Raw genomic sequence first — 16,093 nt, forward strand, 5'->3', positions numbered from 1 at the left:
CCTGAGGTGGCTACTGCTGGATGGCAACCTTGCTCAGGCTGAACAGCGTGCCGGTCGGCGTCGGCACGAACCCGGCGATGTTCTTCTGCTGGGCCGTATAGCTGTAGGATGTGTAGAGCCAGATCCAGGGCGACATCTCGGCGAGATGCTTCTCGAACGCGGCGAAGATCGCCTTGCGTTTGGCCGGGTCGGTCTCGGCGCGGCCCTGCTGCATCTGGCTGTCGAGCGTGTCGTCGATGTAGTTCGCTACTTTCTGAAGGTTGCCTGCCTTGGTCCAGTAGCGGTTGTACATGGTGTAGGGGTCGGCACGGCCGCCATTGAGCGCGATCGCCATGTCGAAATCGCCCTTCAGCCAGGCGTCGACATAGACGTTGAGCTCCATCATCTTGATGTCGAGCTTGACGCCGATTTCAGCGAGCTGCGACTGGATGACCTGGGCTTCCGCCGCCGCCGTCGGCGGCTCGCCGGTGGCGCCGATCACGGTCGCCGAAAAGCCGTCGGCAAAGCCGGCCTCGGCCATCAGCTTCTTGGCCTTCTCGACATCGCGCTTGTAGCAGAACAACTGGGTCGGATCGGTGGCGAGCGCCGGGATGGTCAGCGGCCCGGTGACTTTGCCTTCGCCGAGCGAAGCGGTGTCCAGCACCTCCTGCCGGTCGATGGCGCATGAGATCGCCTGGCGCACCTTGAGCTCCGTCATCGGCTTGCGCGACGGATTGAGCTGCAGAACGTGATAGGCCAGCACCGGCACGCGGTTGAGCTGCAGGGTGGGTTCTTTCGGCACCAGCGTGGCGACGAGCGGATCATTGAGCAGGGCAAAATCGATTTGCTTGGTACGCATGGCGGCGAGGATCGCCGCTTCGTCCGGCAGTACGCTGATCTCGATGCCGTCGACGCCGGTAGCACCCCCGGCCCAGTCCTTGTTGGCGCTCAGAACTTCCTTGGCGTTGGGGTCCCATTTGTCGAGCTTGAACGGGCCGGAACCGACCGCCTTGGTGCCGATCGAACCGGCCTTGATCTCGGTCGCCGGAACGATGGCCGCGTTGACGTCGCTCATCGCCGTCAGGATCGGCACGTCGGGCTGCGAGAGATGGAACACTACGGTCGCCGCATCCGGCGTGTCGATGCTCGCGATAGACAGGAAGTTGGCGCGGGCGGCGGCACCCGTCTTCTCGTCGAGGATGCGCTCGAACGAGGCCTTGACGTCGGCGGGGGTCACGGCCGTTCCGTCCTGGAACTTCGCCTTCGGATCGAGCTTGAAGGTCAGCTCCTTGCCGTCCTTGGAGAACGCCCAGGAGGTGGCGATGGCGGGGATGATCTGCAGGCTGGCATCGACCCGCACCAGCGGTTCATAGATCAGCTCCAAAAGCCGCAGCGACGAGAACGCGGTCTGCTTGTGCGGATCAAGCCCGGTGGCGTCCTGCGACCAGGCCATGTGCAGCGTCGCCGCCTGCGTCGAAACCGTCGCGATGCCCAGCATCGCGGCAAGGGTAATGCCCGAAAGCAGCCTTCTTGTAAGATGAACCATTCTCGTCTCCCATTATTGAACTCGATGCCTTGCAGTTTCCGTCGGCCGCTTCCAAGGCACACATGCTTTGGAGTATCGGCCCAGTCTATGCGGCTTGACGCCGTCTTGTCCCATGCGGCTTCTTGCCGTCATGTCTAAAGCGGCTTTCAGCCGTCATGTCCCGGGCGGCCTCAGGCCGCTTCGTCGCTGATCGCCTTTCGCAGGAACCCTCCGGCCTTGAGCAGCGCGGCCCGCGCCGCTTCGACGTCGAGGCCGGTAATGGTCACCAGGATCGCCAGCTTGACGTCATTGCCGGTCCGGTCGAGCGCCTGTCGCGCCTGCGGCGCGGCGCAGCCGGTCGTCTGCATGACGATCCTGATCGCCCGGGCGACCAGTTTCCGGTTCGACGGGTTCAGGTCGACCATCAGATTCTGGTAGCTCTTGCCGATGCGGATCATCGAGGCCGTGGTCAGCATGTTGAGCACCAGCTTCTGCGCGGTGCCCGATTTCAGACGCGTCGAGCCGGTGAGAACCTCCGGGCCGACGACAGGCGAGATGGCGATGTCGGCGATGCCGGCAATGGTCGATGCCGGATTGCAGGACAGCGCGACCGTCGCCGCGCCCAACTGCTTGGCATAGGTCAGGCCGCCGATCACGTAGGGCGTGCGCCCGCTGACCGCGATGCCGACCACCATGTCATCGGGTGTGAGCCCGATGTCCTGCAAGGCCTTGGCGCCCATCTTCGGGTCATCTTCGGCGCCTTCCAGCGAGCGCACCAGCGCGTCGGACCCACCGGCGATCAAGCCGACCACCATGCCTTCGGGCACGCCGAAGGTCGGCGGGCATTCGGAAGCGTCGAGGACGCCAAGCCGGCCGCTGGTGCCGGCGCCGATGTAGACAAGCCGCGCGCCTTTCTGGAAGGCGAGCACGATGCGATCCACCGCGGCGGCGATCTCCGGCATGACCTTTTCGACGGCCGCCGGGACAAGCCTGTCCTCGTCATTGATCCTGCGCAGGACGTCGATGGTCGGCAACAGGTCGATGTCGACGGTCCTTGGGTTCCGGCCTTCGGAAACCAGCCGGTCCAGCTCAGACATCAACCCTTGCTCGGTCATTCCAGCGCTTTCAAAATCATGCTGCACGGCGCCGGGCATCGCTCGACGGGCGGAGCGCGTCCGGATCCTGGGTCCGCCATCGCAGTTTTCTTTGTTAACTTTTTAGAATTCAATATTCACATCGTCAATCGAAGTTTGGAATATTTTATTCCTATCTTGTCGACCTATGCTCCGCCAACCGACCTCTTGGCAAGAATGATCGCGCCGGACACGGCGTCGCCGTCGGCGGGCTTCAGGCGTCGGCGCACGTCAGGGGAAAGCCAGGGTTCGAGTGGGCTGGCGAGGCCACCGAGCAAGGTCACGCGCGGCGCGCCTTTTTCGAACAGCACCCGCACCAGTGTGTCGATCTGTTCCGCGGCGCTTTGCACGATGCGGCGTCCGACAGGGTCGCCCTGGTCGGCATGGCGCATCACCATGGGTGCAAGCGCGGCATAGTCCGTCGCGCTGGCGCGGTCCATCCAGGCGACGGCCTCCATCGGGTCGCCGGCGAAGCGCTGCATGACCTCCGCCAGCAACGCGGTCCGTTCGTGCCGGCCGTCATGGGCGCGCAATGCCAATTGCACGGCTTTCAGTCCGAGGTCGGCGCCGCTGCCCTCGTCGGAGATCGGAAATCCATAGCCGCCGGCGCGCAGGTCGCGGCCCTCGACAAAGCCAAGGCCGATCGAGCCTGTCCCGGCAATGACGATGGCGCCGTCCTTGCCGGAGTGCGCGCCAAGGCAGGCGCCGACGCCGTCGCTGACGAAATCGGTGCTGGCAAAGGGATGCGCGATTGCCCGCAGCGCCTCCAGCGCGCCCTTGCGGCCGATACCGGCAAGGCCGATGCCGGCATGGATGCGGGCGGTCTCGGCTGGCGCGAAACCTGCTTCATCGATCGCCGCGCCGAAAGCTTTCGCGATCGAGGCCCAGGCTGCCTCGATGCCGAGCCGCGTCGTCGCCGGGCCGGACAGGCCTTGTCCCAGCACCATGCCTTGCGCGTCCTCGAGGCGGGCGCGGCAACCAGTGCCGCCACCATCGACGCCGAGGAAATAATGCGCCTCGGTATTCATGCGCCCAGCCGCTCGATGTCGGCGCCGCAAAGATGCAGCTTGCGGTCCAGTTGCTCATAGCCGCGGTCGAGGTGATAGACGCGGTTGATTGTTGTCTCGCCTTCACTGACCAGCGCCGCCAGCACCAGCGACACCGAAGCGCGCAGGTCGGTGGCCATCACCTGCGCGCCATGGAGCTTCGCGCCGCCGCGCACCAGCGCCATGGTGCCTTGCAGCTTGATGTTGGCGCCGAGCCGCATCAGTTCGGGCACATGCATGAAGCGGTTCTCGAAGATGGTCTCGCGCAGCAGCGACGCACCCTCCGCACAGCACATCAGCGCCATGAACTGCGCCTGCAGGTCGGTCGGAAAACCGGGATAGGGTTCGGTCGTCAGGTCGGCGGCCTTGAGCGGCCGGTCGCGCGACACGATCAGGCCGCGATCGCCCGGCCAGACACTCACCCCCGTCGCCTCCAGCAATTGCACCACCGAGGCCATGTGTTCGAGCCGGGCATGGGTGAGTTCGAGCTGGCCGCCGGTGATCGCCGCGGCGATCGCATAGGTGCCGGCCTCGATGCGGTCGGGGATGATGTCGTGCCTGGCGGCGTGCCAGCTGGTGTCGCCCGCAATCAGGATGCGGTGCGTGCCGGCGCCCTCGATGCGCGCCCCCATGGCGTTGAGGCAAGCCGCGAGATCGGCCACTTCGGGTTCGCGCGCGGCGTTGAGGATTTCGGTTTCGCCCTTGGCTGTGGTCGCCGCCATCATGGCGGTTTCCGTCGCTCCGACCGATGGCGAGGGGAGCACGATGCGGGTGCCGGTCAATCCGTTCGGCGCCGAGGCGACGATCAGGCCGTTCTCGATGGCGATCCTGGCGCCGAGTGCGGCGAGTGCGGCGACATGCATGTCGACCGGCCGCGCACCGATCGCGCAGCCGCCCGGCAGCGAAACTCGGGCATGGCCGAAGCGCGCCAGCAACGGTGCCAGGACGAGCACCGTCGCGCGCATTTTCCGCACTGTGTCATAAGACGTTTCCTTCGAAACGGCGTCACTCGTGTCGATCGTCGCGGCATGGGCGGACCGCGCCACGTCGGCGCCGTGAAGCCGCACCACGCCGAGCATGTTTTCGACATCGGTTACATCGGGCAGGTTGGTCAATTCGAGCGGATAGGGGCTGAGCAGCGAAGCCGCGATCTGCGGCAAGGCAGCATTCTTGGCGCCCGATATGGTGACCGCGCCTTGCAGTCTCTGTCCGCCGACGATCCGCAATCTGTCCATGACTGAAACCTTGACGATGAGGGCCACGCCCCGGATCTGCCTGGGAGCCTTCTCCGAATCCCGGCTATTGATCCGTTCGAGTTGAGAATTAATTCTGCGTTCTTGGCTGTCAATCGAAATTGGAATAATTTATTCCTCGTCTTGCAAGTCTGAAGAGCGAGGAATTCCGGTGTCCGTCCTAAGCAGGATCAATGCGAAGCTCGACGGCATGGCACCCGGCGATCGCGAGATCGGCCGGTACATCGTCGACAATCCCGACCAGATGCTGCGGCTGTCGACGGCGGCGCTCGCGGCCGAGATCGGCCGCAGCCAGTCGAGCGTCGTCAAGTTCAGCCAGAAGCTCGGCTATGCCAGCTATCAGGAACTCAAGCTCGCCGTCAGCGAGGCCAAGGCGCAGGATTGGCAGGTGCCGGCCGGCGTCATCCACGGGTCGATCGAGGTCGGCGATGGCTTTGCGGTCATCCTGAAGAAGCTGATCGGCAGCAAGCTGTTGTCGATGCAGCAGACCGTCGCCGCCAACAGCGAGCGCGTCATCTCCAGGACGCTCGATCTGCTGGATGGTGCGCGACGCATCCATCTGGTCGGCGTCGGCGCCTCCTCTCTGGTGGCGCGCGATTTCTCCTACAAACTGATGAAGCTCGGCCGCAATGTGCTGCATGACAGCGACAGTCACATCCAGATGGCCAACGCCTCGACGTTGGGGCCTGACGATGTGCTGTTCGCGCTCTCCTATTCCGGCGCCAGCATCGAAACCCTGCGCATCGCCGAGCTTGCAGCCAAGCGCGGCACGACGGTGATCGCCGTCACCGGCCTGCACGACAATCCGCTGAGCCGCGTCGCCGACATCCGCCTCTACACCATCGCCGATGAGGAACGTGCGCGCTCCTCCTCCATCACCGCGCGCGACGCGCAGCTGACGCTGACCGACCTTCTGTTCATCCTGCTGGTACAAAGGCAGCCGGACGCCAACGACTATGTCCACAACAGCGAGGCGGCGGTCTCGGTGCTGAAGGCCGGATGATCGCCGTAAACACTCAGACGCTTTCGAGATAGGTCTCGATCTCGAAGTCGCTGACATTGAGGGCAAAGGTGTTCAACTCCTGGCGTTTGCAGGCGACAAAAGAGTCGCGCAGGATCGCCGGGAAGATCTCCGCCACATGCGTTCCACCTTCGAAAGTGGCGATCGCGGAGGCCCAGTCCGGCGGTAGCTTGGCTGGCGCCGCGCCTTGGCCATCGCTCCCGGTAGGCTCGCCCGGCGACATCTGTCTTTCAATGCCGATCAGGGCTGCTCCCAATATGGCGGCAAGCACCAGATAGGGATTGGCATCCGCCCCCGACACGCGATGCTCGATGCGGCGCGCCCCGGTCGGGCCGCCGGGAATGCGGATCGCGACCATGCGGTTCTCGTAACCCCAGGCGACCGCGGTCGGTGCATAGGAGCGCGGGCGAAGGCGGCGATACGAATTGAAGTGCGGTGCGAAGACCAGCGTGCTCTCGGCCATCGCCGCCAGCAGCCCGCCGACCGCGTTGCGCATGGTTTCGGAGCCCTGATCGGTGCCGTCGTCGAACACGTTGCGACCGTCGGCGTCGACCAGGCTGAAATGGACGTGAAAGCCGTTGCCGGCCCGGTCGCCATAGGGCTTGGCCATGAAGCAGGCGGCAAAGCCATGCTTGCGGGCAATGCCCTTCACCGTGCGTTTGAACAACACCGCATCGTCGGCGGCCCGCAGGGCGTCCGCGACATGGTTGAGGTTGATCTCGAACTGGCCGACGCCGTTTTCGGCAATCGCCGTGTCGACGGGAATGCCTTGCGCCCGGCAGGCCTCGTAGACGTCGTGGATGAAGGCCTCGAAATCGTCGATCTCGTCGATCGACAATGCCGCGTCGGAATCGAGACGCCGCCCGGTGACCGGCGAGACAGGTCCGACCGGCCGCTGCGACTGCGGATCAACCAGATAGAATTCAAGTTCTGTCGCCGCGACCGGGGTCAGGCCGAGCGCCTTGTAACGGTCGAGGATACGGGCAAGCGCGCGCCGGGGATCGCCGAGATAGGGCGCTCCGCTCTCGTCGGCCAGCCAGAGCGGGACAAGCGCGGTCGGATGCGCGGTCCAGTCCACCGGCAGGATGCCGCGTCCCGTCCATTGGCAAAGGCCGTCGGCATCGCCGGTCGAGAAAACCAGCGTGTTGCCTTCGATATCCTCGCCCCAGATGTCGAGCCCGATCAGCGAGTAGGGCATGCGCAGCTTGCCTTCGAGCGCCTTGCGGGCCTGCTCTACCGGGATGCGTTTTCCCCGCATGACGCCGTTGAGGTCGCACACCGCCGCCCTCAGGCTCTGGATGTCGTTTCTGCTTTCAAGCCAGCTCAGAACGTCCGCAATTGCATCGCTCAATTTCCGTTACCTCTGGTTCCCTGCGGTGCCGCGCCTGAGGCGGCCACCCTATTTAACGACAAGACAGCTGATGAGTTCATGAAGGCATCTCCGACATCAGTCGGAAGAATTTCCTTCATTTTTTCAGATCATTAGCCGGGATGTCAGGAGGCATTTCAGGAACCAATTGCGCGATTTGCGATCGCAACATAGCGGCAAGGCAAGGGAAAGCCAAGTGGCATCTGGTGACGGGTCCAGGAGACCCTGGTCTAGCTCCTCGCTTCCGGAAACCTGGCCTGCCGCAGGATATGCGCGGCGCCCTCGTCGATGTCGCGAACGATGGCCGCGCGCGCCCGCGCGCCGTCCTGTGCCTCGATCGCCGCGACGACTTCCTCGTGATAGTCGATGTCCAGAATGGAGGAGAGGTCGTCCTCGAACCCCATGGCGAGGTTTCTGAGAAACGGGCCGACCTGCATCCACACCGTCTCGATCAGGAAGACCATCTGCTCGTTGCCGCAATGACGGTAGATCGAGAATTTGAAATCGTGGTTCTTCCTGAGATAGTCGCCGATGTCGCCCTTGCGGGCGGCCAGGGTCAATTCCGCGCAATGGCGTCGGATCGCCCGCAGATTGTTGCCGTTGATCAGTTTTGTCGCAAGCTCGGTCGCCGGGCCTTCGAGGATCGTGCGCACGGCGGTCAACTGCGAGAACCTTTCGGCCGAGATCACCGGCACCTCGACGCTGCCGTTCGGCATCGGGCTCAGCGCCCGCAAGGCCTGCAACCGCATGAAGGCACTGCGCACCGGCATGTCGCTGGTGCCCAGTTCCCTGGCAAGCTTGCGCGAGGTCAGCTTCTGGCCGGGCAGGAATTGCCCTGACATCAAAGCCCGCACGAGCTCCAGATAGACCTTCTCGTGCAAGGGCACGGTGTCGACGGCGGTCAAACCGAAATGTGTTCTGTCGGCCATTGGCGGGGGCGTTGCTTCATGCGTTCTGAAATTGACCTGACGACACGCGCCGCGGACAAACCTTGAGCCGGGCACGGCGGGAACACCCAAGCCGCCGATTGATCATGCATGATAGACGCTTCGGTCGTTGCGCGGCAAGCCAACTGCCCCAACCGGCGCGGTGCGGTGGGTTGCCTTCCTTTCCGGGCTATCGATCCCCGGCCTGCCGGCTCTTTTCCGCCGCCAGATGCGTCAGCAAATTCTTGGTGATCCGGCCGACGTCGTTCATGGCATCGCCCGCCGGCAAGGCGCCGCACCAGGCGACCGAACTCGCGCAGAAGATCAGGCCGCCCGAAGACAGATGGCGCAGCGTCATCTCCGCGCAGCGGCGGCCGTCGCGCTCGCTGTCACCTCCCTCGTACCAACGGGTGGCATCATGGACGAAGCTGTCCGGGAAGCCGGTCGCGCGGGCAATGACCATGGTGTCGGGGGACGTGCCCAGATGCGGATCGGTGGCATCGACTTCGTAGCCGGCGGCGCCGCCAAGCACGATGCCCTCGTCGCCGAAGGTCTCGCTGGTGACGCCGTCGAACAACCACGCGGCCGAGGGTTGATGGCTTTCCGGCGTGCGTGTGAAGGGTCGCGCGCCGTCAAAACCCATCAGCGAGATGGCGACGCCGGTCAGCGAGAATTCACCGCGCCCACTGGCGCGCAGATAGCCGCCCGGCTGGTTGGTGATCGACAGTGACTGTTCGGCGATGGGGCCGTCCCAGGTCCGGCCCGCCTCGAGCGGCGAGCGGCGCAGTTCCATCAGATCGTCCTTGAATGCGACCTTGCCGGCAAAGCCATTGCCGCCGAGATAGGCGATGCTGCCGCCCGCCGCCGCGAACTGGCGCAGCGCATGCTCCATCTCGACCGACATATATTCGGGATGGCTGCCGGTGATGACAGCCTGATAATCCTGCAGGCCGGCAAGGCCCCGCTCATGCAGATCGCGGTCGGTGATGAGATCGAAGGCAATGCCGTTGCTGTGGCAGAAGCGCAGAAAGTGCAGGTCGACCGGCAGATTGTGCGGGCAGCCGCACAGCGGATAATTGTAGTCGTCGCGCAGCGTCGCCTTCGGCTTCCTGATGGAACAGATAGACACGCCGCTGAGATCGCTGTGGTAGTCGTAGAGCGACTTCAGATTGTTGTCGATCGCGAAGCGATGGCCGCGATCCTCGCACATCCATTCGTAGAGATGCGCCGGCAGGAATTCATCCGCATAGGCGAGATAGGTGGCCGTCGGCACCAGGAACAACAGTGGCGCCCGGCGCACCGACGAAGTGATGAAGAAGACGACGCGCTCCGATCCGGCATCGTGACCGACCTCGAAGGCATAGACCCCGGACGGCGTCTCGGCGGGAACCTGTAACTGGTAGGAGGCGGGCCACTGCAACGCGCCCATGTCGTCGTCGTGGCAATGCACGGCGTCGTAATGCGCCGGCACCAGGCGGGGGTCGAAACTCGACCCGTCCCAGCGGCGCGAGGTCATGCAGAAAGCGGGCTGGTTGACCGTTTCCAGCAAGAGGCCGCGATCAGCGCCTGTCGAAGCGAGCGGGCCGCTCGGCAGCAGAGTAGGAAACGCCCAGGCGATGCGACCGGCCGCGGTTTGCAGGGCGATTGCCGAGAACTTGGCGTTGAGCGACCTGAGGTCGTTTGCCGCGCTGGTCCCGAAGACCATGTCTCCGGACAGGGGCCGCCAAGGGAGGTCGAATTGACGATGCAGGCGAAACGGCGACAGGAGATCGTCCGATTCGATGCGCAGCACGGTCACGCCGTCGTTTGCCGAAATCTCGACCTTGAGCCAGGTCTTTGCCGGCAAGGCCAAGTCGGTTTCGAGCGGCTTGCCGTCGTGGCCTGACGTCAGCCGCCCGTCCTGCAAGCCGAGGCGCAGGTTTCCGCTCTCGAACAGCACGCGGGCGCCATCGTTGCGCGTCAAATACACTTCGAAGGCGACGCCTTCGATCTCGGTGGCCTTGGCCAGTTCCGCCGCCGCGATCTTCAGGAAGGATCCATGATCGAAATCGCGGTGGGACACCCCATTTCCCGTCGGCTCGACGCGCCAGTCCATCGGCTCGGCCGCGGGCGTGTCGAGCCGCACGACCTGCACGTCGCGTAGCTGCCGCGACGACGAGACATGAAGGGCGACCGGTGTTCCGGCCGCTGTATGCCAGGGAACGGTGTAGCCTGAGACGGCCATGGCGCCGTGATCGACGAGGCGTTTCATCGCCGCGAAAGTCCGCGCCGCAATCCCGGCTGACGCAATCTCATGGGTGGCAAACTGGACAACTCTTTCATGCCTTTTTGGGTTCTGGAAGGGAGATATACCCCTCCAGCTTTGATTGATGTCGAACTCCGCAGAGATCCCGTCCTGGCCATTGAGACGATCGGCAAAGGCGGGTTCCGCCCGGCCATCGCCAGGCATCCGTCGTGGCGCCTGATCCGCGACGACAGTATCGCGATCACCCGGGACCGGACAATCGCGTTCTCGCAGGTCGGCCTCTTCATCACAAAACTTGACCTTCACACACTTGCACGTGCGGCCGCTCTCTGGCTTTTTGGGGTACCCATCCGAACGGACTGATTCGCGTCATGCCGCTCGATTGCAATGTCCTACGGGCAGTCTGCTTGTGGGTCGTGAAGCGCACGCAATTGGCGAAGGAGAAGCAGGCATGGCCGAGTTCAAGAAGCCGGAAATCTCCGAGATGAGACCCAAGATCACCGTTGTCGGCGTCGGCGGCGGTGGCGGCAACGCGATCAACAACATGATCGTGGAACAGCTTCAGGGAACCGAGTTCATTGCCGCCAACACCGATGCGCAGGCGCTGACCATGTCGAAGGCGACGCGGCTGATCCAGCTTGGCGCGCACGTCACGGAAGGCCTTGGCGCCGGCTCGTTGCCCGAGATTGGGCGTGCCGCGGCCGAGGAATCGCTCGACGAGATCATGGATCATCTGGCCGGCACCCATATGTGTTTCGTCACCGCCGGCATGGGCGGCGGCACCGGAACGGGTGCGGCTCCGATCATCGCCCAGGCGGCGCGCAAGGCCGGCATCCTGACGGTCGGCGTCGTCACCAAGCCCTTTACCTTCGAGGGCAGGCGCCGCATGCAGATGGCCGAAGAGGGCATCGAGCGGCTGCGCGAGGCCGCCGACACGGTGATCGTGATCCCCAACCAGAACCTGTTCCGCATCGCCGATGCCAAGACCACCTTCGCCGACGCTTTCGTGATCGCCGACCGGGTGCTTTATTCCGGCGTCAGCTGCATCACCGACCTCATCGTCAAGGAAGGCCTGATCAACCTCGACTTCGCCGACGTCAAATCGGTGATGCGCGGCATGGGCCGCGCCATGATGGGAACCGGCGAGGCGTCCGGCGACGGACGGGCGATGAAGGCGGCGGAAGCCGCGATCGCCAACCCGCTGCTCGACGAAATGTCCATGAAGGGCGCCAAGGGCGTCCTGGTGTCGATATCGGGCGGCAGGGACATGACCCTGTTCGAGGTCGACGAGGCGGCCACGCGCATCCGCGAGGAAGTCTACGAGGACGCCGACATCATCGTCGGTGCCATCTTCGACAAGAGCATGGAAGGCCGGTTCAGGGTCTCAGTGGTGGCGACGGGGCTCGATCGTTCGCTGGCCGAGGGGGAGGTCCATGCCGATATGGCGCGGGACCATCCAGGCCACGCGCCCACACGAATCCTCCAATAGGATTATTGGCGGCCTCGCCAATATCGCCTTTTTGCGTGCGCAGCGGGCTGGTAGAGACAATCGGCACGCAGCGCCTGTATTGATCTCCAGTCCGCCGCTGCTACAAGAATCCGTCACAGACGGCCATCTATACTGGCAACTGGCATTCGTTCTGGCGACCAGAGGCGCGGCTTGGAATTTGACTTGAAAACGATCGAGGCGCTTGCCCCTGACCAGGCATCGCTGAGCGCCGCTTCCAAGCTGACCAAACGATCGAACTGGCCACGCCTCGAAAAGAACGAAGCGCTGGCCCTTATGTGGGGCGAGTGTCAGGGATCCGGCTCCAATCCCTATCGTGTGGTCGTCGACACCGGCGATCATGGCTATAAATGCACGTGCCCGTCTCGGAAATTCCCCTGCAAGCACAGCCTGGCCTTGATGTGGATCGCCGCCACGGTGCCGACCAGTTTTACCCCGGCCGATTCGACGCCGGAGTGGGTGAATGATTGGCTTGGCCGCCGCAGGAAGACCACGCCGCCGCCCACTCAACAGGCCTCGGGTGCCAGCGGCAAGAGCATCGGTGAAGCCGCGCGGAACGACGAGAACACCGAGGTGGAAGACGCGGCGGCCGTGGAACGCCGCGAAGCGGCACAGCGCAAGCGGGCCGAGGAGACACGATCTTCGGTGTCGGCGGCGCTGGACGAGATGGACCAGTGGATATCGGATCAGTTGCGGCTCGGTCTTGCCGGATTTGTCGACAACAGCAGCGACCGTTGCCGCCGGATTGCCGCGCGGCTGGTCGACATGAAGGCGACGGCCCTTGCCGGCCGTCTCGATGAGATTCCGTCGCGGCTGATGTCGCTGCGCAGCGAAGAACGGCCCGATGCGGCGATCCGCGAACTTGGCAAGCTGGTGCTGCTGGCCAAGGCCTGGCGTGCCGCGCCCGACGATCCCGAACTGAAGCGGTTGGTGTCGACTTCCGAAACGCGCGAGCAGGTTCTGGCCAGCCCCCACGCGGTCCAGGTCGAAAGTGCATGGGAGGTTCTCGGCGAGAAGATCGAAACCCGCCGCGATGGCCTCGTCAGCCATTCGACCTGGCTGCTCGATATCAGGAGTGCCGCTCCGCAATTCGCGCTTCTGCTCGATTATTTCCCTGCTTCGGCCGGCCGCCGGTCCAACGCCTTCACGCCAGGCGACCGCTTCGACGCGCGGCTGATCTTCTATCCGTCACGCCAGCCGCTGCGTGCCCTGGTGATGGACCGCAGGGGTGAGGTTTCGTCGGGCGAATGGCCTGCTGTCGCATCGAGCGAACCGGATCCGCTCGCTACGCATCTTGCCTGTCAGGACGCCGCGCCGTGGCTCACCGATTGTCCTGTCATGCTGCCGCCAGGTGCGATCCTGCTCGACGACCGGGGCGCGCCCTGGTGGCAGGCGGCTGGCGACCCGAACGGCATCGCCTTGCCGATCAACGAGGCTGTCAGTCCAACCCTGCTCGGCATCGATCTCGCGGCCACGGTCGCGCTTTGGAATAGCAGCCGGCTCGACCTCCTGGCGGCGCGGAGCAGTTTCGGGAGGCTTGACCTGTCGTGAACGAGCTTGAGCAGATCGGCTTGGCGACGATGCGTGACTGCTGGATCACCGGCGGAGCGAGCTTCGACCTGGCCCCGGTGGCGTGGCAGCAAATCGCCGGCGGTTCGGACCCCGACGAGAAGGAGCGCCGGCTGCTGGCGATCGCCGCGCAAGCGCTTGAAATCGCTTTGCGGCCCGCCGCGCCATCGACGCTGAAACGCCGCCCCCCGTTACCAGCACTCGCTTTGCCGATGTTGCCCGACCGGCTGCGGCCGCTTGTCAGAGCCGCACTCAAACAGGCGGCCGACACAAGGGGCAAGGTACGGGTGGTGGCGCTTGTCGCCAGCCATGGACTCGTGCTGCATCCGATGGACTGGATGCCGGGCGCGTCGGATCAGGACAGTCCTGATGTCTATGCTCCCTGGGTCGACTGGCAGGCGGGCGTCGAAGGGCAGAGCCATATCAGCCAAGACAGGCTGACGGCGCAAAACTGGGATGATTTCTACCCCGCGGCGCGGCGTACGGCACTGGCCGAGATGCGCCGCCGCGAACCGGCTTTGGCTCGACTGCTGATCGAGGCCAAGGGATCAGGCGAGCCTGCGGAGATCAGGCTTGCCCTTATCCAACTCATGCATTTCGGGCTGGGGCCGGATGACGTGCCGTTTCTGAAGGGCCTCTCCGCCGATCGCTCAGGCAAGGTGCGCGAACTCGCCGGCCGGCTGTTGGCAAGGTTGGGTCAGCACGGCCTTCCAGGTGAGGGCGGAGGCGAAGATCCGGTCACCGAACTTGCTGCCTTCGTCAGCGCGGGCAAATCCGGGTTCATCCGCCGTCGCGCGACCTACACGCCGGTGAAACCAAAATCCCCGGCGCAGGACCAGCGCCGCGCCGAATTGTTCGGCACCTGCAATCTCGTCGATCTCGCCGCACGCTTTGGCGTTGGCGAAACCGAATTCATCGCCGGTTGGCAGTTCGGCGCCGACAACAATGCCGATATCTTTTTCGCGCGAATGGTGGCCGCCTCGGGCAGCGATGGCGCGGTGGCGCACATGGCCGACACGCTTGTCGCGGAAGGCGGCAAGCCGGCGCTTTTCGTGCTCCAGTTGATGCCGCGCCTGGATACCGGAAGAAAACAGGTCCTCGTCCGGCTGATCTTGAAAGACGCGGCATATCTCGCCTCGCTCAGCCTGCTTGAAGCCGCCGAGGCGGGCTGGGTGGAATGGGGCGACCTCGGTCAGGTCCTGCAGGCGCTGCGTCCGGCCGTTGGCGGAAGCGATGACGCCGCCAGGCGGACCGCCGACAACGTCCTCGAAATGCTTGGCTTTCTTGCCACGTCAGCCACGGCAAAGCGGCTGATCGACGAGATGGTAACAGCCGGCATGCCGCCGGCAGCCCCTTCGCTCGGCTTGCTGCGCCTCAACGCGGCGCTGGCCGAATATCAGTCCGAATCTCGAAAATGATCAAATCCGGAGAACAGCAAATGAACGCAGTCATCCGTCTTCCGGTCGAGCAGGCCTATGCCGGCGAGTTGCAGGCGCTGGCGCGTAACGACGATCGGCAAAAGCCCGCCGGCTGGAGCCTGTCGCCAAAGGCGGTGCTGACCTATCTCCTCGGCGGGAAAGCCGACGACGGCACGCCGATTACGCCGAAATATGTCGGCCGTCGCCGATTGATGGAAACCGCGGTGGCGACGCTCGCAACCGACCGCGCCCTGCTGCTGCTTGGTGTTCCCGGGACAGCCAAATCCTGGGTGTCGGAGCATCTCGCCGCCGCCATCATGGGCGACTCGACGCTGATCGTGCAGTGCACCGCCGGCACCGACGAAAACCAGATCCGCTATGGCTGGAACTACGCACAGCTTCTCGCCAAGGGCCCGAGCGAGGAGGCGCTGGTGCCGACACCGCTTTATCGCGCCATGCAAGGCGGCAAGCTCTGCCGCCTCGAGGAACTGACGCGCATGGGTTCGGACGTGCAGGATACGCTGATCACCGTGCTGTCCGAAAAGATGATGCCGATCCCCGAGCTCAACACCTCGATCTACGCGCAACGCGGCTTCAACATCATCGCCACCGCCAACAATCGCGACAAGGGCGTCAACGAATTGTCCTCGGCGCTGAAGCGCCGCTTCAACGTCGTCGTGCTGCCCTTGCCCGAAGACATGGCGGAGGAGGTGGCGATCGTCTCCAAGCGCGTCGGCGAGATGGCCGGTGGTCTCGACCTGCCGGTGCCGAAGAATGTCGGCGACGAGATCGCTCGCGTGCTGACCATTTTCCGCGAGCTTCGCTCGGGCGCGACATCGGACGGCAAGGTGACGTTGAAGACGCCATCCGGGTCGCTGTCCACGGCCGAGGCGATCGCGACCATGGTCGGCGGGCTCAGCCAGGCGGCATGGTTCGATGGCGGCAAGCTCGGCGCCGAAGGCCTGGCCGCCAGCCTCGTCGGCGCGATCGTGAAAGATCCGGTGCAGGACAAGCTCGTGCTGGAGGAATATCTGGAGACGGTGCTGAAGAAGCGGCCCGACTATGCCGGTTATTACGCGGCCTTGAACGCAGCGATCTGACG

General features: G+C 64.4%; 13 protein-coding genes. 6 read left to right on the forward strand and 7 right to left on the reverse strand.

The genetic code is table 11. The annotated features are described in order from the left end of the window. Nucleotides 1–10 precede the first annotated feature (10 nt). From EN851_RS18255 to murA, 4 genes are all read right to left on the reverse strand, one after another. Entirely contained in the window at nucleotides 11–1,525 is a 1,515-nt protein-coding gene (locus tag EN851_RS18255) for an ABC transporter substrate-binding protein (RefSeq protein ID WP_135929754.1), read from the reverse strand. Between the two features lie 170 nt (nucleotides 1,526–1,695). After that, complete coding sequence (murQ, locus tag EN851_RS18260; protein WP_135929755.1) at nucleotides 1,696–2,619, reverse strand: N-acetylmuramic acid 6-phosphate etherase; 924 nt, start codon at nucleotides 2,617–2,619, stop codon at nucleotides 1,696–1,698. Between the two features lie 164 nt (nucleotides 2,620–2,783). Further along, entirely contained in the window at nucleotides 2,784–3,665 is an 882-nt protein-coding gene (locus tag EN851_RS18265; protein WP_135929756.1) for an N-acetylglucosamine kinase, read from the reverse strand. After that, nucleotides 3,662–4,918: a UDP-N-acetylglucosamine 1-carboxyvinyltransferase gene (murA, locus tag EN851_RS18270; protein ID WP_135929757.1), complete on the reverse strand. Its 1,257-nt coding sequence runs from the start codon at nucleotides 4,916–4,918 to the stop codon at nucleotides 3,662–3,664. Before murA ends, EN851_RS18265 begins: the two co-directional genes overlap by 4 nt. A 169-nt stretch (nucleotides 4,919–5,087) precedes the next feature. Here murA and EN851_RS18275 point away from each other — a divergent pair, with 169 nt between their 5' ends. Next, a complete protein-coding gene (locus EN851_RS18275) occupies nucleotides 5,088–5,939 on the forward strand; it encodes a MurR/RpiR family transcriptional regulator (protein WP_135929758.1) in 852 nt (283 codons plus the stop codon). Nucleotides 5,940–5,952: 13 nt separating this feature from the next. On the opposite strand, the gene EN851_RS18280 is transcribed toward EN851_RS18275, so the two are convergent. The 3 genes from EN851_RS18280 to EN851_RS18290 form a co-directional block, all read right to left on the reverse strand. Continuing rightward, nucleotides 5,953–7,308 (reverse strand): glutamine synthetase family protein, encoded by a 1,356-nt coding sequence (locus EN851_RS18280; protein WP_127870613.1) that lies wholly within the window; start codon nucleotides 7,306–7,308, stop codon nucleotides 5,953–5,955. A gap of 248 nt (nucleotides 7,309–7,556) precedes the next feature. Beyond that, nucleotides 7,557–8,255: a GntR family transcriptional regulator gene (locus EN851_RS18285; RefSeq protein WP_127870614.1), complete on the reverse strand. Its 699-nt coding sequence runs from the start codon at nucleotides 8,253–8,255 to the stop codon at nucleotides 7,557–7,559. 187 nt (nucleotides 8,256–8,442) lie between these two features. After that, entirely contained in the window at nucleotides 8,443–10,503 is a 2,061-nt protein-coding gene (locus EN851_RS18290) for a N,N-dimethylformamidase beta subunit family domain-containing protein (protein WP_135929759.1), read from the reverse strand. A 42-nt stretch (nucleotides 10,504–10,545) separates the two neighbouring features. On the opposite strand from EN851_RS18290, the gene EN851_RS18295 reads away from it, so the two are divergent. From EN851_RS18295 to EN851_RS18315, 5 genes are all read left to right on the forward strand, one after another. Then, nucleotides 10,546–10,860, forward strand: a complete 315-nt coding sequence (locus EN851_RS18295) for a hypothetical protein (RefSeq protein WP_135929760.1) — start codon at nucleotides 10,546–10,548, stop codon at nucleotides 10,858–10,860. Nucleotides 10,861–10,948: 88 nt separating this feature from the next. After that, entirely contained in the window at nucleotides 10,949–11,986 is a 1,038-nt protein-coding gene (gene ftsZ, locus EN851_RS18300; protein WP_135921256.1) for a cell division protein FtsZ, read from the forward strand. 183 nt (nucleotides 11,987–12,169) lie between these two features. Continuing rightward, nucleotides 12,170–13,555 (forward strand): SWIM zinc finger family protein, encoded by a 1,386-nt coding sequence (locus EN851_RS18305; RefSeq protein WP_245520769.1) that lies wholly within the window; start codon nucleotides 12,170–12,172, stop codon nucleotides 13,553–13,555. Continuing rightward, nucleotides 13,552–14,991: a DUF5691 domain-containing protein gene (locus tag EN851_RS18310; RefSeq protein WP_135929762.1), complete on the forward strand. Its 1,440-nt coding sequence runs from the start codon at nucleotides 13,552–13,554 to the stop codon at nucleotides 14,989–14,991. Before EN851_RS18305 ends, EN851_RS18310 begins: the two co-directional genes overlap by 4 nt. A gap of 20 nt (nucleotides 14,992–15,011) precedes the next feature. Further along, the gene (locus EN851_RS18315) at nucleotides 15,012–16,091 is read left to right on the forward strand and encodes an AAA family ATPase (protein WP_135865188.1); all 1,080 of its coding nucleotides are present in this window, start codon (nucleotides 15,012–15,014) and stop codon (nucleotides 16,089–16,091) included. Nucleotides 16,092–16,093: the final 2 nt, after the last annotated feature.

The sequence above is a fragment of the Mesorhizobium sp. M8A.F.Ca.ET.208.01.1.1 genome, from assembly GCF_004791315.1.
Classification (GTDB): domain Bacteria; phylum Pseudomonadota; class Alphaproteobacteria; order Rhizobiales; family Rhizobiaceae; genus Mesorhizobium.

Coding starts and splice junctions, on each gene's coding strand:
- EN851_RS18255 (WP_135929754.1), bottom strand. CDS start 1,525: ATGGTTCATCTTACAAGAAGGCTGCTTTCGGGCATTACCCTTGCCGCG.
- murQ (WP_135929755.1), bottom strand. CDS start 2,619: ATGACCGAGCAAGGGTTGATGTCTGAGCTGGACCGGCTGGTTTCCGAA.
- EN851_RS18265 (WP_135929756.1), bottom strand. CDS start 3,665: ATGAATACCGAGGCGCATTATTTCCTCGGCGTCGATGGTGGCGGCACT.
- murA (WP_135929757.1), bottom strand. CDS start 4,918: ATGGACAGATTGCGGATCGTCGGCGGACAGAGACTGCAAGGCGCGGTC.
- EN851_RS18285 (WP_127870614.1), bottom strand. CDS start 8,255: ATGGCCGACAGAACACATTTCGGTTTGACCGCCGTCGACACCGTGCCC.
- EN851_RS18290 (WP_135929759.1), bottom strand. CDS start 10,503: ATGAAACGCCTCGTCGATCACGGCGCCATGGCCGTCTCAGGCTACACC.
- EN851_RS18295 (WP_135929760.1), top strand. CDS start 10,546: ATGGGTGGCAAACTGGACAACTCTTTCATGCCTTTTTGGGTTCTGGAA.
- ftsZ (WP_135921256.1), top strand. CDS start 10,949: ATGGCCGAGTTCAAGAAGCCGGAAATCTCCGAGATGAGACCCAAGATC.
- EN851_RS18315 (WP_135865188.1), top strand. CDS start 15,012: ATGAACGCAGTCATCCGTCTTCCGGTCGAGCAGGCCTATGCCGGCGAG.